The organism is Candidatus Accumulibacter sp. ACC007, from assembly GCF_907163205.1.
Lineage (GTDB): Bacteria > Pseudomonadota > Gammaproteobacteria > Burkholderiales > Rhodocyclaceae > Accumulibacter > Accumulibacter regalis.
Map to the genome: position 1 here is coordinate 1 of NZ_CAJQUD010000014.1, position 21,217 is coordinate 21,217.

Here is a 21,217-nt window from a genome sequence, read left to right on the forward strand (position 1 = left end):
TGAATGGGCGTTCCGGCGCCATGCCAGCGACCTTCGACTGCGCCGGTAAGCTAATCACCGCTGGCGTGTCAAGGCCGCCGCACAAACTCCTCGAACCCCTCTAGTGGCAGGGGTCGGCTAAAGAAATGGCCCTGATAGAGATAGCAACCGCAATCCTCGAGGAATTCCTTTTGCGCCTGTGTTTCCACTCCCTCGGCGATCACGGCCAGCGCGCGGCTGCGTGCCAGCGCCACGACGCTCCTGGCGATCTCGGCGTCGGTGGGGTCGCTGAGGATATCGCGCACAAACGACTGATCGATCTTCAACTGATCCAGCGGCAGGCGCTTCAGGCAGGACAGCGAGGAATAGCCGGTTCCGAAATCGTCGAGCGAGAAGCCAACGCCCCGCTCCTTGAGCGCCACCATCTTGTCGATGCTGTCCTCGGCGTGGTCCACGAGTAGACTTTCCGTCAGCTCCAGTTGCAGTCGCTTCGGGTCGGCACCGGTGCGCGCGATTATCGCCAGGACCCGGTCTACGAAGTGGGCTTCCCGGAACTGCTGCGCGCTGACATTCACCGCCACCGTGAGAGGGGCCATCTCCGGTCGCGTGGCCCATGCTGCCAACTGCATGCACGCGGTCTCGATGACCCAGTAGCCCAAGGGTACGATCAAGTGCGTTTCCTCGGCCAGTGCAAGGAACGCTGCGGGGGCGAGCATGCCGCGCTCGGGGTGCCGCCAGCGCAGCAGCGCTTCGCATCCCGTGACCCGGCCATCGGCGGCCACCTGTGCCTGATAGTAAAGAACGAAGCCGCTTTCGCGAATCGCCTTGCGCAGGCTCGCCTCCAGGAGGGCACGCGCGGAGACCAGGGTCTGCATCTCCGGATCAAAGAAATGCAGCGCGTTGCGGCCCGCGGTCTTGGCTTTGTACATCGCCAGATCGGCTTGCATCAGCAGGTCGTCGATGGACGTCTCGACGCCCCAGAACAAGGTGGCGCCGATGCTCGCCGTGCTGTGATGATCCGCATCGTCGAGCCGGTAGGGTTGATTGAGGGCAGCGAGGATCTTCTCGCCGACGCTCTCGGTCTGCGTGGCGGCCTCGGCCATGTTGCGGTTCAGGCTTCCCATGATGACCACGAACTCGTCACCACCCAGCCGGGCCACGGTGTCCGATTCGCGGACGCTGGCGGTAAGACGTTGTGCCACTGCCTGCAGCAGAAGGTCGCCCTGGCGATGGCCCTGGGTGTCGTTGAGCGTCTTGAAGTGATCGAGATCGACGAACAGCAGCGCACCGAAAGTCCTGTTGCGCTGGCCTGCCGTCATGGCCTGCTGCAAGTGATCGCGCAAGAGCGTGCGGTTGGGCAAACCGGTGAGGGAATCAAAGAAGGCCAGTTCCTCGATTCTTTCCTCGGCCAGCTTGCGTTTGGTGATGTCGTATTGCATGCAGACGTAATTGGTCACGGCGCCGCCGCAGCCCCTGACCGCCGAGATGGTGAGCCATTTTGGATAGACCTCGCCATTCTTGCGCCGGTCCCAGACTTCTCCCTGCCAACAGCCCTTGCTAGTGACCGACTTCCAGATGGCGCGGAAAAAGTCCGCGTCGTGACGGGCAGACTCAAGCATCGACGTCGTTTGACCAACGGCTTCCTCTGCGCTGTAACCGGTCATCAGGGTGAAAGCCTGATTGACGCGCAGGATCCTCCGCTTGGCATCAGTGACCAGCATCCCCTGCTGCGACTGGAAGGCGACGGCGGCGATGCGCAGTTCGGCCTCGGCCTGTTTGCGCCTCGTAATGTCGCTGATCACGGTGCGCAGTACGCGCTCGCCCTCGGCGCCCTGCGCGAGGACGGTTTCCAGAAGCACCCAGAATGGCCGGCCTGCAAGGGTGACCATGCGCAATTCGCACGACTGCCGTTGCCCGCTTTCCAGAAGCTGCTTGCGGTGCAGGTAGAAAATGTCCTGGTCTGCCTTGAGGATGAAGCGGCTGATCCGCTGCCTGGCCAGCTCACCCCGGGCGACACCAAGCAAGGTCGCGGCGCAGAGGTTGGCTTCCAGGATCAGCCCCTGCTCGCTCAAGGTGCAGTAGCCCACCGGCGCCAGGTCGTAGATGTCGAAGTAGCGTGCGCGGGTGGCGTCGAGCTCGAGTTGCACCCGGCGCAGTTCCTCGTTCTGCATCTCCAGCTCGGTCTGGTGCACGCGCAGGTCGTACAGCACATGCTGTGCTGCTTCCGGCCAGCCGGCCTCGATTTCTTCCGACGGTTGGGCAGCCATCCCCCGCAGGCGGTCTTCCGCCGCCCGGCGCAGCGCCTGGCCCGCCCCCGGACGCTCGGCCATCGGGGAGCGTTGCCGGGCTTGACCGCGTTTATCCTGGCCGCACATGGGCAGCAGCCGTCGCTTCGTCCTTCGTCGCTTGATGCAGTCGTTCCGTGGTGGCGATCGCGTACCTCTGGCCGTCCTCGCCGGTCAGGGCGCTCGCCGTCAGCCATACCTGCACCACCGCGCCGCCCTTGGTGAGGCGTCGCGTGAGGCGCGGTGTGAGCGCTTCGGCCCGGCCAAGCTGCAGCGCCATGGCCGGGGCGTCGTCCTCCAGACCCTGCGGGATCCGGTCGCGCGTGCTCATCAGCAGGGCCTCTGCCTCGCTCCAGCCATAGAGTCTTTCCGCACCGGGATTCCAGGCCAGAATGCGGCCATCGAGATCCTGCACGGTCACGGCGTCAAACGCATCGCGTACGACGACGCCGAGACGGAACAGGCTGGCGCGGCTCTCCAGCAAGGCTTCGACCCGCTTCATTTCGGTGATGTCCATGAACGTGATCACCGCACCTTCGATGACGTTGTCCAGAGTGCGATAGGGGCGGATACGCATCGCGTACCACGACCCGGTGCTGCTTTGCACTTGCGTCTCCAGCGGCGTCAGCGTATCGAGCACGCCCTGAGCGTCTTCCACCAGGCGGTCGTAGCCGACAAGGTTGGAGACCAGGTGGCCCACCGGCCGACCGACGTCGCCCGGAATCAGGTTGATGATCTGAGAGGTGGCCGGTGTGAAGCGCAGGATGTGCAGTTGATGGTCGATAAAAATGGTGGCGATGCCGGTGCCGGCAAGCAGGTTGTTCATGTCGTTATTGGCGCGCGACAAGTCTTCGACCTTGCTCTGCAACTCGGCGTTGACCGTCGCCACTTCCTCATTCACCGATTGCAACTCTTCCTTGGAAGTCTCCAGTTCCTCGTTGGTGGACTGCAATTCTTCGTTCACCGACTGCATTTCCTCGATCGCCGACTTGAGTTCCTCGTTGGCGGTTTCCAGTTCCTCATGCGTGCTCTGCAGGTATTCATCCTTGGCACGCATCTCCTCCCTGAGCGCGCAGAGCTGCGCGTCGGCGTGCGCATCGCTGGCCTCGGCGTAGGCAGCCAGGGGCTGAGCGGACGGTGGCGTCGATTCGGGCGCAAGGGCGGCGGCTTCCGCCAGGATAACCAGGTACAGCGGCGATCCGGGGCTTGCCGCCAGGCCGGTCAGCAGCGGGTGGAGGCTCAGGTTGACCCGCGTGAAGTGGCCGTTGCTCCTGACGTGCAGTTCCCGGACATGGACGCTCTCCTTGCTGAACGCGGCCTTGTGCAGCGCTGCGCTGAGCTCGAACTGGAGCCCCGGGCGGGCCATCCTGAGAATGTTGTTGATCCCCGTTTCGCCCTTACCTTTTCCCAGATCTCCGCTGGACACCGTAGCAACTTTTCGCTATGGTTTCGCCTATGGATATGGCGAAGCGGCTGTGGGAAGGTGATGCCCTGGCGTACGTACGGGAAATGGCCGCGCGTATCGGCATGACGCGCACGCGCTTGTCGCAAGTCGTTTGCGAAGCCTTCGATTTTCGGGACCCCTTGGGGCGCTTGCGCGAGATGACGTGTCGCAAAGTTCTGGCGAAGATGGCAGCGCGGGGGGATGTCGTTCTGCCGGGGACGCAGCGCAGCATTCCAGCGCGAGGAGCGCTGGCCGTGGTGGAGAGCGGCGCGGTGACCTGCGAGTTGGCCGAACTGGGTCGGGTCGAGCTGGTCGACGTTACCGGTGAGGCAGCGCTGTCGCCGGTGTGGAATGGCCTCATGGACACTCACCACGAACTGGGCAGTGGCCCGTTGTGTGGCGCACAGTTGCGCTATCTGATTCGCTGCGAGCACTTCGGCTGGCTCGGTGGTCTGGCCTTCTCGGCGGCCGCCCGCCGTCTGGCAGACCGAGAAGCCTGGCTGGGCTGGAGCGAGGACGAGCGTCGTGAGCAACTCCAGCACGTGGCCTGCAATTCGCGCTTTCTCATTCTTCCCGGGATTCGCGTGCCCAACCTGGCTTCGCATGTGCTTGGCTTGGCCGTCCGACGCTTGGTCCGTGACTGGCCGAAGCGTTACGGTATCGCCCTGTGGGCGCTCGAGACCTTCGTTGCCCCGCCGCGTCTGGGCACGAGCTACCGCGCCGCGAACTGGCGCGAGATCGGGGAAAGCCGCGGTCGTGGCCGGCAGGACGGCCAGCATACGGCCGAGCGGACAAGGAAGCGGGTGTTTCTCCATCTCATCGAGCCGCGCCGCTTTCCGCGTGCCGGACCGCCCGCGACACCAGAGACCGATTGGGCTGCCGCGGAGTTTGCGGGCCTTGAACTGGACGCGCGTTTGCAGCGTCGTACAGTGGCCCTGGCGCGCCGCTTTCAGGCCCGTCCGACGGCCAGCCTGCCGCAGGCCTGCGAAGGCCACCTGGCCGAGCTCAGAGGCGCTTATCGCTTGTTCCAGCACGAGAAGGTCACCATCGATACCCTGCTTGCTCCTCATTATCAGGCCACCCAGGCACGCGCTGCCCAGGAACCGCTGGTCCTGGCGGCCGTCGACAGCTCGGCGTTAAATTACTCGGCTCATCCGGCCACCGACGGGCTGGGACTGATCGGCACGACGGTCAATGGGCCGGTCGGACTGTGGCTGCATGAGACCCTGGTCTTTACGCCCAGTGGCGTCCCGCTCGGGCTGATCGACGTCCAGCATTGGCGGCGTGACCCGGCGGAGCATGGCAAGAAGCGCACGCGCAAGAAGCGGCCGATCGAAGAAAAAGAAAGCGGCAAATGGCTCAAGAGCTTCGACCGGATAGAGGCCGCCCAGCGCGCTTGTCCGCAAACCCGATGGGTGATGGTCGCCGACCGCGAGTCGGACATCTATGAATTCTTTGTCAAGGCCAGCGACGCCACGGCCGGCGTGCTGGTCCGGGCGCAGACAAACCGCCATCTGTGCTCGGACGAGCAGGCGCATCTGTGGCCGGCCCTGGCCGCCGCGCCGGTCGCCGGAACCTTCACCGTGCAAGTCGCGGCCGGCAATGGCAGGCCAGCGCGCGAGGCCACCCTCACCGTGCGTGTGCAGGCCGTCACCCTCAAACCGCCACGCGACCAGACGCGACTGGGAAACGTGCCGGTGTCGGCCATCTGGGCGCACGAAGAACATCCGCCCGAGGGCAGCTCTGCCCTGGAATGGATGCTGCTGACCACCGTGCCGACCCGTACCTTCGATGAAGCCTGTAGCCGTATCGAGTGGTATTGTCGCCGCTGGGGAATCGAGATTTATCACCGCACGCTGAAAAGCGGCTGCCGCATCGAGGACCGCCAACTCGGCTCGGCCAAATCACTGAAGGCCTGTCTGGCGATCGACATGGTCGTTGCCTGGCGGATCTTCCACCTCGTCCATCTCTCCCGCCAGCACCCCGACTTGCCCTGCACCACCTATTTCGATGACGATCACTGGAAGGCGCTCTACGGCTTCGTGCACCGCACGCCCATCCCCCCGGACACGCCACCGACTCTTCATCAGGCGGTGCAAATGGTCGCTCGCCTCGGTGGTTTCCTCGGCCGTAAGAGCGACGGCGAACCCGGCGCTCAAGTCCTCTGGATCGGCATCCAGCGACTCGATGACCTGACCAGCATGTACCGCGTCTTCGCTACACCTCCACCACAAGCTCCTTGAGCCCCGCGCCAACCCATGCCCAGTCACCTTACAGACCAGCGTAATAACAACTCGCTACCGTCTGCTGGCACGATGTGGGTAAGGGTAAGGTTTCGCCAGGGGCGGGCTCGAGGTAGGCGCCGGTACGGCCGTGCAGGTAGAGAATGTCGCCCTCGCCGTTGACCAGCGCAGCGGCAGGGGCAAGCTGCTGCAGGAGTGCCTGTTCGGTCAGCTCGCGTAGCGAGAGCTTCATGCCCGGCGCGGGCTTCGCGTCACCCGGCTGGAGCGTCATCAGCGGTGGCCGGAAGCGGCGCGAAGACGGACCCTGGCCGCCAGCCAGATCGTCTTTGCGTTGATAGAGCTTCGCCTTGCGGTCGAGTGCGGCAAACAGCTCGGCACTGCCGCCGAGGCTTTCGGAGGTGCCGAGGAAGAGCATCCCGCCCGGCTTGAGTGCGTAGTGAAAAGTCGCCGCAAGCTGCTTCTGGAGGTCCGCACCGAGATAGATCAGCAGGTTGCGGCAGCTGATCAGGTCGAGTCGGGAGAACGGTGGATCCTTGATCACGTCGTGCTCGGAAAAGACCAGCAGGTCGCGGATGCCCTTGTGAATGCGGTAGGCGCTACCGTCCGGCTCGGCGGTGAAGAAGCGCGCCAACCTCTGCGGCGACACGTCGGAGGCGATTCCGGCCGGGAAAAGACCGGCACGGGCGGTGGCAATCGCCCGGCTGTCAATGTCGGTGGCAAAAACCTGCAGCGTGAACCTTTGCTGCAGTGCTTCCATGTGCTCCTGCAGCAGAATGGCGAGCGAATACGCCTCCTCGCCGGTCGAGCATCCCGTCGACCAGACGCGAATCACGCCGCCGCCGGGTTTGTCGGCAACAAGCCTGGGGATGACCTGTTCCTCGAGCGCAGCGAAGGCTTCCGGATCGCGGAAGAAAGCGGTCACGCCGATCAGTAGATCACGAAACAAGGCGTCCACTTCGGACGGGGTCTGCTGCAGAAACTTGACGTAGCCGTCCAGCGCCTCGATCTGGTGCATGCTCATGCGGCGCAGGACACGCCGGTGGATGGCGCTCGGCTTGTACTGGGAGAAGTCGTGACCGGTCTGCGCGCGCAGGACGATGAATATCTTCTTCAACGCACTCTCGATCTTCGGCGCCGGGTTGGCGGACAGCGCCGGGAGTCGGCCAAAGGCGTGTGCCGTATAGGCGATGAGTTGCGCGGCCATCTCGGCGGGCGGCAGCTCCCAATCGACCAGGCCGGTGGCGATGGCGCTGCGCGGCATGCCGTCAAACTCCGTCGATCCGGGTGACTGGGCCATGACCATGCCGCCCTCGCCCTTGATCGCCCGCACGCCCTGGGTGCCGTCGCTGCCGGTCCCTGAAAGGACAATGCCGATGGCCCTTTCGCGCTGGTCGTGCGCAAGAGAGCGAAAGAAGAAGTCGATGGGCAGGCGCCGGCCGCGGGGTTCGGACGGTTCCAGCAATTCCAGTCGGCCGTTGAGAAACGCCATTTGGCGATTGGGCGGGATGATGTACGCGCAGTTGGCCAACACCGGCATGCCGTCCTCGACCTCGAAGACCTGCATGCGGGTGTAGCGCCGGATGAGGTCGGCGAGGATGCTCTTGTGGTCCGGGGCCAGATGCTGCACCAGGACGAAGGCCATGCCCGGATCGGTCGCCGCGGGCATGCCGGAAAAGAAGGCCTCGAACGCCGCCAGGCCGCCGGCCGAGGCGCCGATGCCGACAACGGGGACCGCCGTCTCCGCGACGCTCTCGGTTGCGTCAGGGCTGCTGTGCCGGGAACTCCCGGCTGCAGGCGGCGCCTTCGTCGTCGTTTTTTTGACTGCCATGCGCCTCCCCGACCGTTGCTTGCGAAGTCTGTCAAGAATAACAGGCTTCCCGATGGAGGAGTTTACTGGGCCAGCAAGGCTGTCCGGTGAGTCTTGTCGCTGCCCGACAGGCTCTACCCTTGTGACGAGCCCTTACCAGTTGCTCTCCCGCTCCGGCGTCGAGGTGATGTTGTGGATCGAGAGGTCGGCGCCGTTGTATTCCTGCTCCGGATCGAGGCGCAGGCCGACGCTGGCTTTCAGCACGCCATAGACGATGTAGCTGCCGACGAGGGCGATGACGATGGCCAGCGCGGTCATGATCAGCTGCGGCATGACAGCGACGCCGCCGACGCCGCCGAGGGCCTGGCTGCCGAAAATGCCGGCGGCGATACCGCCCCAGGCACCGCACAGGCCGTGCAGTGGCCAGACGCCGAGGACATCGTCGATCTTCCAGCGGTTCTGGGTGAGCGTGAACATCATCACGAACAGTCCGCCGGCGATGCCGCCGACGACCAGTGCGCCCATCGGGTGCATGATGTCCGACCCCGCACAGACCGCGACCAGACCGGCGAGCGGGCCGTTATGCACGAAGCCGGGGTCGTTCTTGCCCGCCACCAGGGCGACCAGCGTGCCGCCGACCATGGCCATCAGCGAGTTCATCGCCACCAGCCCGGAGATGTTTTCGATGGTCTGCGCGCTCATCACGTTGAAGCCGAACCAGCCGACGGTCAGGATCCATGCGCCGAGGGCGAGGAAGGGGATCGACGACGGCGGGTGCGCCGAAATTCCGCCCTGCTTGGTGTAGCGCCCGTGGCGCGCGCCGAGCAGCAGTACGGCCGGCAGGGCGATCCAGCCGCCCATGGCGTGCACCACCACCGATCCCGCGAAGTCGTGGAACTCGGCGCCATAGCTTGCCTTCAGCCACGCCTGCACGCCGAAGGCCTGATTCCAGGCGATGCCTTCGTAGAAGGGGTAGATGAAGGCGACGATCATGAACGTCGCTGCCAGCTGCGGATTGAACCGGGCACGCTCGGCGATGCCACCCGAAACAATGGCCGGGATGGCTGCGGCAAAGGTCAGCAGAAAGAAGAACTTGGTCAGCTCATAGCCGTTCTTCTCGATCAGGGTTTCGGCGCCACGAAAGAAGTCGATGCCGTAGGCGAGGCTGTAGCCGATGAAGAAATAGGCGATCGTCGATACCGAGAAATCGGCAAGGATTTTCACCAGCGCGTTGACCTGGCTCTTCTTGCGCACCGTGCCCAGTTCGAGAAAGGCGAAACCGGAGTGCATCGCCAGGACCATGATGCCGCCGAGCAGAATGAAGAGAACGTCGCTACCAGACTTGAGAGCTTCCATGGATCCTCCTGAAAATCGTGTCGAAGCCATCAAGCAAGATGCGTGCCGATGCCAATTGGTGCGTGTAATCAGGTAAGCACGCGCGAGAAAGACGAAAAGCGCACCAGTCTTGTGCGCTTTTCGTATGCTGTCGCCCCTTTATGGGGCTTGATGCACCAGTGCGTGCCGTGTCGAACCTATTCTGGTGCGGCACCCGGCGGCAGAAGCACCCACATCTTTCCTTGCTGCTTCATGCGCCCGGCCTCGCTGCCGGCCTGGTCGCCGAAGCCCCAGAAGAAGTCGGCGCGCACGACGCCGCGGATGGCGCTGCCGGTATCCTGCGCGAGCATCAGGCGGCGCAAGGGGGTGGTCGTTGCCGGTCGGGTGGTGGACAGGAAAACGGGCGCGCCGAGGGGGACGTGGCGGGGGTCGACGGCGATGCTGCGCTCGGGCGTCAGGGGCACGGCCAGTGCGCCGTTCGGACCTTCGCCGTCGCCGCCCCTGATCGCCTGCTCGCTGAAGAAGACGTAGCGCGGGTTGGCGTTGAGCAGTTCGCCGAGGCGCGTCGGGTTGGCGCGCGCCCATTGCTTGATTCCCTGCATCGAAGCCTGGTCGAGGGTCATTTCGCCGCGTTCGACGAGCAGCTTGCCGATCGACTGGTAGGGGTGGCCGTTCTGGTCGGCGAAGGCCAGTCGCGTCATGCTGCCGTCGGGCAGGCGGACGCGCCCGGAGCCCTGTATCTGCAGGAAGAACAGTTCCACCGGGTCGTCGACCCAGAGCAGGACCCGGCCGCCGTTGCTCTGGTCGCCGCGGGTGATTTCCGCCCGCGAGTAGTAGGGGACGACCTTGTTGCCCTGCAGGCGGCCGCGCAGTCGCAGGTTCTTGAGCTCGGGCTGGACGGCGCCGAGGTCGATGCTCAGCAGATCGGGAGGAACGCCGAGAACGGCTTCGACATAGGGCTTGCCGCGGGTTCGCGAACCGCGCAACAGGGGTTCGTAGTAGCCGGTCACCAGGCCGTCGCTGCTGCCGTCCGGGTTGGTCAGCAGCCAGGGCTGGAAGCGGGCCTCGAAGAGCTTGCGGATGGCCGCCGCCGATGGCGCGCTCAGCGCTTGCGCCTGCTCGCAGGCAGGACGCCACAGAGGCCATTGCGGGCGCTTGGCAAGCGCCCGGCAGGATTGCAGAAACGCCGGCAGGGCGGCGCGCAGATCGTCGTCGTTCCACGCCGGCAGGTCGCTCCAGCGTGCCGGCTGCAGCGGCTTGTAGGCGGGAGTGGCCGGCTTGGCCGGTTCGCCCGTCGCGCCCGGTTCGCACCCCGGGCAAGCCGGGCAGGCGGGGCAGTCGCCTTGCGGTGCCTCGCTGCGCGTGCCACAGGCGGTGAGCAGCAAGACCAGCAGGGCGGCGGCAAGAGCGCGGAGTGGACCTGTTGTCCGTGGTTGGCTTTTGAGCATCGTTTGGCTAGAGTGTCGGGTTCGTCAAACCGCGGAGTATACCGTTCGATGACCGACCTCTTCCGGCAACTTGCCAGCTTTCTGCTGCGCGCAGAGACTCTCCTCGAGCGCATCGAACCCCTGCTGCCACCCGCATCGGCGCTGCCCGACTGGCGGGCGGCGAAAGCCTTTCGCTGGCGCAAGAGCCACGGTGTCGGCTATTTGCAGCCGATCACCCGCCTGCCGGCCATCAAGCTCGACGACCTGCACGACATCGACGAGCAGAAGGCACGGATCGACGCCAATACGCGTCACTTCGTCGCCGGTAGGCCGGCCAACAACGTGCTGCTCACCGGCGCGCGCGGTTCGGGAAAATCGTCGCTGATCAAGGCGCTGCTGAACGCCTACGCGGCCGACGGTTTGCGGGTCATCGAGGTGGAAAAAGGGGAGCTTACCGATTTGCCGGATATCGTCGAGCTCGTCGACGGGCGTCCGGAACGCTTCATCGTCTTCTGCGACGACCTCTCTTTCGATTCCGGCGACGCGCGCTACAAGGCGCTGAAGGTCGTCCTCGACGGCTCGATCGCCGCCGCGCCGGAAAACGTGCTGATCTACGCCACTTCGAACCGCCGTCACCTGATGCCCGAGTATTTCGCCGAGAATCTGGAGAGCAAGCGCGTCGGCGAGGAAATCCATCCCGGCGAGGCGATCGAGGAGAAGATTTCGCTTTCCGAACGCTTCGGCCTGTGGATCTCCTTCTACCCGTTCGACCAGGACGCCTACCTGAACATCGTCGCCCACTGGCTGAAGGCCTTTGGCTGTGCGCAGGACGAGATTTCCGGCGCCGAGCGCGACGCGCTCAACTGGGCGCTCGAGCGCGGTTCGCGCAGCGGCCGCGTCGCCTGGCAGTTTGCCCGTGACTGGGCGGGTCGGCAGCTCGTGGCGCCCGTTCGCCCGCAGCGCTCGCGCACCAAAACGGTGCCCGGAACATCGGCGGTGGCGCGCAAGCGCCCGCGCAGCGCATGATCGTCGGCGTGCCGCGCGGCGCCGTGCGATGGGCTCGCCGATGACGGAGATCACCGAAGTCGTCGCGGCCGTCCTGCTGCGTGGCGATGCGGCCGCACCCGAGTTTCTGCTTGCGCAACGCCCACCCGGAAAAGTCTACGCCGGTTACTGGGAGTTTCCCGGCGGCAAGGTCGAGCCGGGAGAGACGCTTCATCAGGCGCTGATCCGCGAACTGCAGGAAGAGCTGGGGATCACGGTGAACGACGTCTGGCCGTGGGTCTGCTGCGAGTTTACCTATCCGCACGCCACGGTCCGCCTGCGCTTCTACCGCATTCACGCGTGGCAGGGTGCGATCGCAGCGATCGAGCACAGCGCTTTCGCCTGGCTGAAAGCGGGCGCGGCGGCCTGTGTCGAGCCGATTCTGCCGGCCAATGGCCCGATCCTGCAGGCCCTCGCGCTGCCGCCAGTGTATGCGCTCAGCAACGCCGAGGAGAACGGTGTCGAAGCCGAGCTGCTGCGCATCGAGCGCGCGCTGGCCGGGGGGCTGCGCCTGCTGCAGCTGCGCGACAAGACGCTGGCGCCGGCGCGGCGTGCGGAATTCGCGCGCGCCGTCATGGCCCTTGCACGCCGCTACGAGCATTACGAGCGTTACGAGCGTTACGAAGAGGGCTGCGCGCCAAGGGTCTGCGTGCTGATCAACGACGATCAGGAACTGGCCCGTTCGGTCGGTGCCCGCGGCTTGCACCTGTCGTCGCAGCAGCTCTGGCAGCTCGACTGCCGGCCGGATTTCGCGCGTGTTGCCGCTTCATGTCACAGCGCCGCCGACCTCGCGCGGGCGGCGCAACTGGGGTTGGACTTTGTCGTTCTCGGTCCGCTGTTGCCGACCCTCAGCCATCCCGGTGCCGTCGGTCTCGGTTGGGCGGAGTTCTCGCGCCTCGTCGAACGTTCGCCGCTTCCCGTCTACGCGCTTGGCGGGCTGCAGCCGGAGATGCTCGAAACCGCCTGCCGCGCCGGGGCGCACGGCGTCGCGCTGATGCGGGGCTGGCGCTGAGCGAGCGTTGGCCGAAGTGGCGAGCACCCGGCCCGCAGGCAGTGCCGATCAGCGCGCGTCGACTACTTGCTGGCCGGGCAATCGTGCAGAGCAATCAGTGCGCGCCCGGAGAGCAGTCCGACCGAAAGCTGCGCCCCTGATGCCAGCGTGATGGCACCGGTCAGCGGCGCGGAGAGCGGGCAGTGAGCCGTTTCGACCAGGCGCCCGTCCTGCAGTGCGATGATGCGCAGCTGGCGGCGCGTCGAGCCGGGGACCACGAGCAGCGTTCGACCGTCGATGGTGACCGGCGCCGACAGGCCCAGCTCGGGTGATCCGTAGACGTGATTCGACACGCCGGCCAGGGCGGCAATCTCGACCAGCTGCTGTCCGTGGCGTCGGTAGATGCGCAGCGTGCCGCTGCGGTGCGGTGTGCTCACCGCGGCGATCTCGGCTTGCCCGTCGCCATCGAGGTCGGCAACGCCAACCGGGTTCAGCCAGCGCATCGGCGTGCCGATCGGCGGCGACTGCGCGCTGATTACGAGGTGCCCATCGCGCAAGCCGATCAGCGCCAGGCGCGATCCGCTGTCGCGTTGGCTGACGATGGTCAGCAGTTCCGGGGGCTCGCCGGTCGCCAGAGTGACCAGGCGCGGCGCCAGGTCCTCGAACACTTCATCGTCGGGAAGGGCGAGCGAATGGCGTTGGCCGGCGTCGGTGCTCACCACCAGGCGGGCATATTCGTGGGGTCGGCCAAGCGCGAAATGGCCATAGCGTTCGGCCGGCGCTGCATAGTGCGCGCCGGTCATCGTTTCGCCATCGGCCGCCGCCGCGGCGCTCAGCGCGAGGAGGGCGAAAGCGAGCTGTCTGCGCAGCGATCGGCGCGCAGCGGCCCGCTTGCCGGCCGCTGCCGACACGCCGCCAGCAGGCATCACTCCAGGCTGAGAAGCTGCACGCTGCGCGCCGCAACCGGGCTGGTCTTTTCGCGTCGGAAGCTGGCAAATGGTTCTCGCGCGCTGCTGTCGCAGAGCTGTTTCCAGACGCCAGGCGGGAGCAGGAAGGGAACCCGAATCTCGTCGCGGTTGATCAGGCAGAGCAGTGTCGCGTTGCTCGGCGCAGAGGTGTCGTTGCCTGGCTGGGGAGCGAGTTGCAGCGCGAAGGCACCGAGCTTGTTCGACTGCCAGTCGGCGACGCCCATCGGTCGGCCTGCAGGATGCCACCAGAGCGCGTCGGGCTGCTCGTGGTCGCCCCCTTCGCCGCTTAGCCAGTTCACTTGCCGCAGTTGCGGGAAACGCTTGCGCAAGGCAATCAGGCCGGCGACGAAGTCGATCAGCTCGCCGTCGGCATCCTGCCAGTCGAGCCAGGTCATTTCGTTGTCCTGGCAGTAGGCGTTGTTGTTGCCGCCTTGCGTGCGGCCGAGCTCGTCGCCACCCTGCAGCATGGGCACGCCCTGCGCGATGAGCAGCGTGGCCAGCAGCGCGCGCTGCAGGCGACGGCGCTTTTCGAGCACTGCCGGGTCGTCGCTCTCGCCTTCTTCGCCGCAGTTCCACGACAGATTGTGGCCGTGTCCGTCGCGATTCTGCTCGCCGTTGAGTTCGTTGTGCTTGTTCTGGTAACTGACCAGGTCGCGCAGGGTGAAGCCGTCGTGTGCGGTGAGGAAGTTGACGCTGGCCTGCGGCGCGCGGCCGGCGCCCTTGAACAGTTCGCTCGATCCGGACAGCCGCTGCGCCAGTGCGCCAACGCCGACTTCGCCGGTCAGCCAGAAGGCACGCACGTCGTCGCGGAAGCGGTCGTTCCATTCGCTCCAGCCGGGCAGGAAGCGGCCCAGGCGGTAGCCGTCGGGGCCCATGTCCCAGGGCTCGGCGATCAGCTTGACATTCTGCAGCAGCGGGTCCTGGCGGACGGCGGCGAGAAAGGCGCTGTCGCGAGCCAGAGCGGCGGCGAGGTCGAAGCGGAAGCCGTCGACGTGCATCACGCCGACCCAGTAGCGCAGCGCGTCCATCACCAGTTGCAGGACGCGTGGCTCAGTGAGGTTGAAGGTATTGCCGCAGCCGCTGTAGTTTTCGTAGGCGGCGGGATTGCCCGGCCGCAGCAGATAGTAGCTCTGGTTGTCGATACCGCGAAACGACAGCGTCGGGCCAAACTCGTCGGTTTCGGCGGTGTGGTTGAAGACCACGTCGAGGATTACTTCGAGGCCGGCGGCGTGCAGCGTGCGGACCATGGTCTTGAACTCGGCGATCACCGATTGCCCGTCGATGGTGGCGGCGTAACGCGGTTCCGGGGCGAAAAAGCCGAGCGAGTTGTAGCCCCAGTAATTGACGCGCCCTTCGCCGAGCAGACGTTGTTCGTCGAGGAAGTGGTGCACCGGCAGCAGGCTGACGGCGGTGACGCCAAGGCGCTGGAAATGCGCGATCATCGCCGCGGTGGCCAGCCCGGCGTAGGTGCCGCGCAGTGCCTGCGGCACGTCCGGGTGTTGCTGGCTGATGCCCTTGACGTGCACTTCGTGCAGCACGGTGTCGGCCCAGGGCGTCGCCGGTGGGGTGTCGCCTTGCCAGTCGAAGCGCTCATCCACCACGCAGCACTCGAGACCGTGCGCTGGCTCTTCCGCCGTCGGATACGAAAAATCACCGACGACCTGGCGCGCGTAGGGGTCGAGCAGCAGGCGTCCGGCGGCGAAGCGCTGGCCGTTCTCGGGCGCCTGCGGGCCGTGCACCCGGTAGGCGTAGCGCAAGCCCGGCTCCGCCCCGGCGAGGTAGCCGTGCCAGACCTGGTCGCTGCAGCGGGACAGGGGCAGGATGCGCATCCGCTTGCCCTCGAAGACGCACAGCTCGACGCCTTCGGCATGCGCCGAAAAGAGCGCGAAGTTCACTCCCTGGCCGTCCCAGGTCGCGCCGAGCGGTGACGGCCGCCCGGCGGCGAGCTTGTCCGCCTTCTCGCTCACGGTACCCATTCGAGGAACAGCGCGGCGAGTGGTGGCAAGGTGAGGTTCAGCGAGTATTCACGGCCGTGCGCGGAGACTTGGTCGGCGACCAGTCCGTCCGGGCCGTTGCCGACGTTGCTGCCGCCGTAGTGCTGCGAGTCGGTGTTGATGCGCTCGTAGTACCTGCCGGCATTCGGTACGCCGATGCGGTAGCCCCGGCGAACGACCGGGGTAAAGTTGCCGACGTAGAGCATGGCGCGTGAGCGATCACGCGTCCAGCGCACGAAAGCGACGACCGAACTGTCGGCATCATCGGCAGCGATCCATTCGAAACCGGCCGGTTCGAAATCGACCTCATGCAAGGCCGGGCGGCTGCGGTAGAGGCTGTTGAGGTCGCGAATCAGGTTGCGGACGCCGGCGTGATTCGGGAAGTCGAGCAAGGCCCAGTCGAGCGAGACGGCTTCGTTCCACTCGCTCCACTGGCCAAACTCGCCGCCCATGAACAGCAGCTTCTTGCCCGGGTGTGCCCACATGAAGCTATACAGCGAACGCAGGTTGGCAAATTTCTGCCAGGTGTCGCCGGGCATCTTGTTGATCAGCGAGCCCTTGCCGTGTACCACTTCATCGTGCGAGAGCGGCAGGACGTAGTTCTCGGTGAAGGCGTACATCATCCCGAAGCTGAGCTTGTTGTGATGGTAGCGGCGATAGATCGGATCCTGCGACATGTAGGAGAGCACATCGTGCATCCAGCCCATGTTCCACTTGTAGTGGAAACCGAGACCGCCCATCGACGGCGGCCGGCTGACCATCGGCCAGGCGGTGGACTCCTCGGCGTAGGTGTCGGCCGCCGGGTGCTCCTGACCGAGGGCCTCGTTCATGCGGCGCAGGAAGGCGACCGCCTCGAGGTTCTCGCGCCCGCCATGCACGTTCGGTACCCACTGCCCTTCGGAGCGGCTGTAGTCGCGGTAGAGCATCGAGGCGACGGCATCGACGCGCAGGCCGTCGACGCCGTAGCGCTCGATCCAGAACAGCGCGTTGCCGATCAGGTAGTTGCTCACTTCACGACGGCCGAAGTTGTAGATCAGCGTGCCCCAGTCCTGATGCATGCCTTCACGGGGATCGGCGTGTTCGTAGAGCGCGTCGCCGTCAAAGCGACTCAGACCGTGTTCGTCGGTCGGGAAATGCGCCGGTACCCAGTCGACGATCACCCGCAGGCCTGCGGCGTGGCAGGCGCTGACGAACTGGCGGAAGCCGGCCGGGCTGCCGTGACGGGCAGTCGGTGCGTATAGCCCGAGCGGCTGATAGCCCCAGGAACCGTCGAAGGGATGCTCGGAAATCGGCAGCAGCTCGAGGTGGGTGAAGCCCAGGTCGACGACGTATGGAATCAGCGTTTCGGTCAAGCGTTGCCAGTCGGGAAAGCCGCCATCGTCGGCGCGTCGCCACGAAGCCAGGTGCACTTCGTAGATTGACACGGGTGCGCCGAGCTGGTCGCCGGCCGGGAGGGGCGCGGCTTCGACCGGTGGCGGCAGGGCACAGACCACCGAGGCGGTCGATGGCCGCATCTCGGCTTCGAAGCCGTAGGGGTCGGACTTGAGGGGCAGCAGATGGCCGTGGCGCGAGCGGATTTCGTATTTGTAGCGGGCGCCGGCGGCCACCCCGGGCAGGAAGATCTCCCAGGCACCGCATTCGCGGCGCAGACGCATCGGGTGGCGGCGGCCATCCCAGCCATTGAAATCACCGACCACGCTGACCCGCTGGGCGTCAGGCGCCCAGACCGCGAAAGCCGTTCCGGCGACACCGTCTATTTCGCAGAGGTGCGCGCCGAGGCGCTCGAAGGGGCGCAGGTGCGAACCTTCGGCGAGCAGCCAGACGTCCATCTCGCCGAGGACGGCCCAGAAACGATACGGATCGTCGGTTTCCTGGACGCCATTTTCCCAGGTGATGCGCAGGCGGTAGGGAAAACTGCTGCGGCGGCGCGGGATGACGCCTTCAAAAAATCCCTCGACGCCCTCGACGTCACGCTCCTTGAGCTCGGCAAGTTGCTTGCCGGTCTTGGCGTCGACCACCGCCACTGCACGCGCGCCCGGCTGCATGCTGCGCACCCACAGCCGCTGGTCGGCATCGGTGTGCATCCCCAGGACCGCGTAGGGGTTGCCGTGTTCGGCTCGGCACAGGGAAATGATCTCTGCGTTGTCAATCATTTGGCAGTTCCTCGATTGGTGAGCGTTTGCAGCTTCCAGGTATCGTCGGCGTAGTCGCGGATCGTCCGGTCAGCCGAGAAGGGGCCCATTCCGGCGACGTTGAGGATCGCCTTGCGCTGCCATTCGGCGGGCGTCAGGTAGAGCGCGTCGACGCGCGCCTGAGTGGCGACGTAGTCGGCGTAGTCGGCGAGCAGCAGGTAGTGGTCGCCGTAATGGACCAGGCAGTTGAAGACGTCGTGATAGCGCGAGCGTTCTCCGGGCGAGAAGAAGCCGCCGTCGATCTTGTCGAGCGCCTCCTTCAGCGCGGGGTCTTTCTGGTACAGGTCGCTGGGCTGATAGCCGGTCTGCCTGAGCGCGGCGACCTGCGCCGTATTGTTGCCGAAGATGAAGATGTTGTCGGCGCCGACCTGGTCGCGAATCTCGATGTTGGCGCCGTCTTCGGTGCCAATGGTCAGTGCGCCGTTGAGCGAGAGCTTCATGTTGCCGGTGCCGGAGGCTTCCGTTCCGGCGGTTGAAATCTGTTCCGAAAGGTTGGCCGCCGGCATGATCAATTCGGCAACGGAAACCCCGTAGTTGGGAACGAACGCGACCTGCAGCAGGTCGCGGGTGCGTGGGTCGTTGTTCACCACTGCAGCGACATCGTTGATCAGCCGGATGACCTGCTTGGCCATGTGATACGAGGAGGCAGCCTTGCCGGCGAAAATGATGCTGCGTGGCGCAACGCCGGCCGTCTCGCCGTTGAGCAGCGCGTTGTACCGGGTGATGACGTGCAGCACGTTGAGCAACTGCCGCTTGTACTCATGGATGCGTTTGACCTGCACGTCGAAGAGACTGTCCGGGTTGAGACTGACGCCGACTTCGCGGGCCACGTAGTCGGCCAGGCGCAGCTTGTTGTCTCGCTTTGCGGCGGCAAACGCCTTGCCGAACGCGGCATCGTCGGCGACGCTGCGCAGGCCTTCCAGGCGGTCGAGATCGAGGCGCCACTCCTTGCCGATGCGCTCGTCGAGCAGCGCCGACAGGCCGAGATTGGATTGCGCCAGCCAGCGCCGCGGCGTGACGCCGTTGGTCTTGTTGTGAAAGCGTTCCGGGTAGAGGCGGGCAAAGTCGGCAAAAATGGTTTGCACCATGAGGTCCGAATGCAATTGCGAGACGCCGTTGATGCGGTGGCTGCCAACGATGCTCAGGTGCGCCATGCGCACGCGCTTGTCTTTTTCGTGGCCGTTGCCGTCGTCGATCAGTGACACGCGTCGCATGAGGTCGATGTCGCCAGGGTAGAGGCGAACCACCTCGTCGAGGAACTCGTGATTGATGCGGTAGATGATCAGCATGTGGCGCGGCAGGACGCGCTGCATCAGCGTCACCTTCCAGGTCTCCAGCGCTTCCGGCATCAGCGTGTGGTTGGTATAGGAGAAGATGCGGCGGCATTGCTCCCAGGCTGCATTCCACTTCAGCCCGTGTTCGTCGACCAGCAGGCGCATCAACTCGGCGACACCGATCGCCGGGTGCGTGTCGTTGAGGTGGATGGCGACCTTGTCGGCGAGGTTGTCAAAACTGCCGTACTCGTCGTCGTGGCGGCTGAGGATGTCCTGCATCGACGCCGAGACGAAGAAGTACTCCTGGCGCAGGCGCAGTTCGCGCCCGGCGGAAGTGCTGTCGTTGGGGTAGAGAACCCAGGAGATGTTCTCGAAGCGGTTCTTGAATTCGGCGGCACGCTGGTAGTCGCCGGTATTGAAGGCGCCGAGGTCGATTTCCGATGGGGCGGCCGCCTTCCACAGGCGCAAGGTGCTCACCCGGTCAGTGCCGTGACCGGGGATGACGTGGTCGAAGGCCTTGGCTTCGACGGAGTCGGCCGGATGCCACTCGGCCCAGTCGCCGCTGTGCTCGGCGCTGCCGCCGAAGTGCACCGTATAGTGCCTGCCTGCGCGCGGGAATTCCCATGGCGAACGATCGTGCACCCAGGCTTCCGGCTTTTCGACCTGCTGGCCGTTGACGATCGACTGCGCGAACATCCCGTATTCATAGCGTACGCCGTAGCCCCAGGAAGGCAGTCCGAGGGTGGCCATCGAATCAAGGAAGCACGCCGCCAGGCGTCCCAGGCCACCGTTGCCCAGGGCCGCGTCGGGTTCACATTCCATCACCTCGTTCAGCGACGGACCCGGCGGCGTGAACACGGTCGCTGCCTGCTCACGAAGATCGAGTGCCGACAGGGCGTTGTTCATTGCCCGGCCGATGAGGAATTCCATCGACAGGTAATAGACGCGCCGTGCCTTGTTGGCACGGTCGGCGTGTTGTGTCTCGACCCAACGTTTTGCCAGTTGCTCGCGTGCCACCTGCGCCAGCGCATGGTAGTACTCCGCCTTGCCGGCGACATCTCGGTCGGTAGCCACCTGACAGAGCAGCTTGTGGTCGATCTGCGCGCGCAGCGGTTCTCCTTCAGGTTGCGATTCAATGGCTTTGGACATCAGGGAAGTACTCCAGTAGTAGGTTTCATAGGCCATCCTCGCTCTCGGCCAGGGCATGGGCGGCGCCCAGCAGGGCAGGCGTAGGAGAGAGCATTACATAGGTCGGAATTGCGGCCAAGTAGGCAGCGAAGCGCCCCTTGGTCTCGAAGCGGGCGCGAAAGGGTGACCGCGCAAAGCGCTCGCCGAGGCGGGGAATAATACCACCGCCGATATAAACACCACCCTGCGCGCCGAGCGTCAACGCCAGATTCCCGGCCAGCGAGCCGAGCATCGCGCAGAAGGTGTCGAGGACCGCGCTGCACTGGACGTCTTCGTTGCTCAGCGCGCGGGTGACGATCTCGGCGGTGGTCAGGGATTCGCTGGCCCGGCCATCGACTTCGGCGACCAGTCGATGCAGCAGCGGCAGGCCGCTTCCGGAAATCAGTCGCTCGCCCGAGACGTGCTGAAGTTCGCGCCAGGCGAGGCCGAGAATCGCTGCTTCACGTCCGTCTGCGGGTGCCAGCGAGCCGTGTCCGCCTTCGCCGCTCAGCGCCAGCCAGTGGCCGCGATCGAAGATTACGCCGGAGACGCCGAGGCCGGTTCCCGGGCCAAGCACTGCCTTGGGGGCCAGCGCGACGCTTGCGCCACCGCCGATCTGCTGCAGGTCGCTGGCGGCAAGCCACGGCAGAGACAGTGCCAGCGCGGTGAAGTCGTTGAGCAGGAGCAGGCGGCTCAGCCCCAGACGCGACTTGATTTCCTCGCGCGCGAAGCTCCACCCGGCGTTGGTCAGTCGGATCACCTGCTCGTGGACGGGCGCGGCGAGGGCAATTGCGGCGGCGCGCAAGCCGGGGCAGGCGACCTCGGCGAGATAGGCTTCGATGGCCTCGTTCGGTCCGGCGAAGTCGGCGACGGCGAGAATGCGCACCCGCTGCGGCGTGCCGTGCTCGTCGAGCAGGGCGAAGCGAGCGCGGGTGCCGCCGATGTCGGCGACCAGCAGCGCGGTCGAATCGGGGGAGGGGGAAGTGGAGTCCATGGGGAGCCGTCGGAGAGATGTGCGGCTGACACTTGCCCCTTTAGTGGCAAGGCTGCTGCAGCTTCGAGAGGAA

The 21,217-nt window shown here is 65.5% G+C and carries 12 protein-coding genes and 1 pseudogene; 3 read left to right on the forward strand and 10 right to left on the reverse strand.

Annotated features, from left to right (window positions below; translation table 11 throughout):
* Positions 1–68: 68 nt before the first annotated feature.
* On the reverse strand, positions 69–2,354 hold the full coding sequence (locus QZ634_RS21255; RefSeq protein ID WP_366145437.1) for an EAL domain-containing protein: 2,286 nt from the start codon (positions 2,352–2,354) through the stop codon (positions 69–71).
* On the reverse strand, positions 2,338–3,690 hold the full coding sequence (locus tag QZ634_RS21260) for a PAS domain-containing protein (RefSeq protein WP_291991454.1): 1,353 nt from the start codon (positions 3,688–3,690) through the stop codon (positions 2,338–2,340). The genes QZ634_RS21255 and QZ634_RS21260 overlap by 17 nt, the downstream gene beginning before the upstream one ends.
* 29 nt (positions 3,691–3,719) lie before the next feature.
* Here QZ634_RS21260 and QZ634_RS21265 point away from each other — a divergent pair, with 29 nt between their 5' ends.
* Entirely contained in the window at positions 3,720–5,951 is a 2,232-nt protein-coding gene (locus QZ634_RS21265; protein WP_291984831.1) for an IS4 family transposase, read from the forward strand.
* A 91-nt stretch (positions 5,952–6,042) separates the two neighbouring features.
* Here QZ634_RS21265 and QZ634_RS21270 read toward each other — a convergent pair.
* The 3 genes and pseudogenes from QZ634_RS21270 to QZ634_RS21280 form a co-directional block, all read right to left on the reverse strand.
* A pseudogene (locus QZ634_RS21270) lies at positions 6,043–7,779 on the reverse strand (chemotaxis protein CheB); the annotation flags it as partial.
* Positions 7,780–7,911: 132 nt separating this feature from the next.
* Positions 7,912–9,114: an ammonium transporter gene (locus QZ634_RS21275; RefSeq protein ID WP_291991455.1), complete on the reverse strand. Its 1,203-nt coding sequence runs from the start codon at positions 9,112–9,114 to the stop codon at positions 7,912–7,914.
* A 176-nt stretch (positions 9,115–9,290) separates the two neighbouring features.
* A complete protein-coding gene (locus tag QZ634_RS21280) occupies positions 9,291–10,541 on the reverse strand; it encodes a murein transglycosylase A (RefSeq protein WP_291991456.1) in 1,251 nt (416 codons plus the stop codon).
* A 48-nt stretch (positions 10,542–10,589) separates the two neighbouring features.
* Between QZ634_RS21280 and QZ634_RS21285 the strand changes: the two genes are divergently transcribed.
* Positions 10,590–11,546 carry an ATP-binding protein gene (locus QZ634_RS21285; RefSeq protein ID WP_291991457.1) on the forward strand — a complete coding sequence of 319 codons (957 nt, stop codon included), beginning with the start codon at positions 10,590–10,592 and terminating at the stop codon, positions 11,544–11,546.
* A gap of 40 nt (positions 11,547–11,586) precedes the next feature.
* Complete coding sequence (locus QZ634_RS21290) at positions 11,587–12,576, forward strand: Nudix family hydrolase (protein WP_291991458.1); 990 nt, start codon at positions 11,587–11,589, stop codon at positions 12,574–12,576.
* 62 nt (positions 12,577–12,638) lie between these two features.
* On the opposite strand, the gene QZ634_RS21295 is transcribed toward QZ634_RS21290, so the two are convergent.
* From QZ634_RS21295 to glk, 5 genes are read right to left on the reverse strand one after another with little or no spacing between them, the layout of a single operon-like run.
* Complete coding sequence (locus QZ634_RS21295; RefSeq protein ID WP_291991459.1) at positions 12,639–13,484, reverse strand: VCBS repeat-containing protein; 846 nt, start codon at positions 13,482–13,484, stop codon at positions 12,639–12,641.
* Entirely contained in the window at positions 13,481–15,499 is a 2,019-nt protein-coding gene (gene glgX, locus QZ634_RS21300; RefSeq protein ID WP_291991460.1) for a glycogen debranching protein GlgX, read from the reverse strand. The genes QZ634_RS21295 and glgX overlap by 4 nt, the downstream gene beginning before the upstream one ends.
* The gene (glgB, locus tag QZ634_RS21305; RefSeq protein ID WP_291991461.1) at positions 15,487–17,670 is read right to left on the reverse strand and encodes a 1,4-alpha-glucan branching protein GlgB; all 2,184 of its coding nucleotides are present in this window, start codon (positions 17,668–17,670) and stop codon (positions 15,487–15,489) included. The genes glgX and glgB overlap by 13 nt, the downstream gene beginning before the upstream one ends.
* Positions 17,667–20,168: a glycogen/starch/alpha-glucan phosphorylase gene (locus tag QZ634_RS21310; RefSeq protein WP_291991462.1), complete on the reverse strand. Its 2,502-nt coding sequence runs from the start codon at positions 20,166–20,168 to the stop codon at positions 17,667–17,669. Before QZ634_RS21310 ends, glgB begins: the two co-directional genes overlap by 4 nt.
* On the reverse strand, positions 20,158–21,144 hold the full coding sequence (gene glk / locus QZ634_RS21315) for a glucokinase (RefSeq protein ID WP_291991463.1): 987 nt from the start codon (positions 21,142–21,144) through the stop codon (positions 20,158–20,160). The genes QZ634_RS21310 and glk overlap by 11 nt, the downstream gene beginning before the upstream one ends.
* Positions 21,145–21,217: the final 73 nt, after the last annotated feature.

Bases quoted from the DNA above. Each gene is read 5' to 3' on its own strand.
- QZ634_RS21255 (WP_366145437.1), bottom strand. From the start codon at position 2,354: ATGTGCGGCCAGGATAAACGCGGTCAAGCCCGGCAACGCTCCCCGATG.
- QZ634_RS21265 (WP_291984831.1), top strand. From the start codon at position 3,720: ATGGATATGGCGAAGCGGCTGTGGGAAGGTGATGCCCTGGCGTACGTA.
- QZ634_RS21275 (WP_291991455.1), bottom strand. From the start codon at position 9,114: ATGGAAGCTCTCAAGTCTGGTAGCGACGTTCTCTTCATTCTGCTCGGC.
- QZ634_RS21280 (WP_291991456.1), bottom strand. From the start codon at position 10,541: ATGCTCAAAAGCCAACCACGGACAACAGGTCCACTCCGCGCTCTTGCC.
- QZ634_RS21285 (WP_291991457.1), top strand. From the start codon at position 10,590: ATGACCGACCTCTTCCGGCAACTTGCCAGCTTTCTGCTGCGCGCAGAG.
- QZ634_RS21290 (WP_291991458.1), top strand. From the start codon at position 11,587: ATGACGGAGATCACCGAAGTCGTCGCGGCCGTCCTGCTGCGTGGCGAT.
- glgX (WP_291991460.1), bottom strand. From the start codon at position 15,499: ATGGGTACCGTGAGCGAGAAGGCGGACAAGCTCGCCGCCGGGCGGCCG.
- glgB (WP_291991461.1), bottom strand. From the start codon at position 17,670: ATGATTGACAACGCAGAGATCATTTCCCTGTGCCGAGCCGAACACGGC.
- QZ634_RS21310 (WP_291991462.1), bottom strand. From the start codon at position 20,168: ATGGCCTATGAAACCTACTACTGGAGTACTTCCCTGATGTCCAAAGCC.
- glk (WP_291991463.1), bottom strand. From the start codon at position 21,144: ATGGACTCCACTTCCCCCTCCCCCGATTCGACCGCGCTGCTGGTCGCC.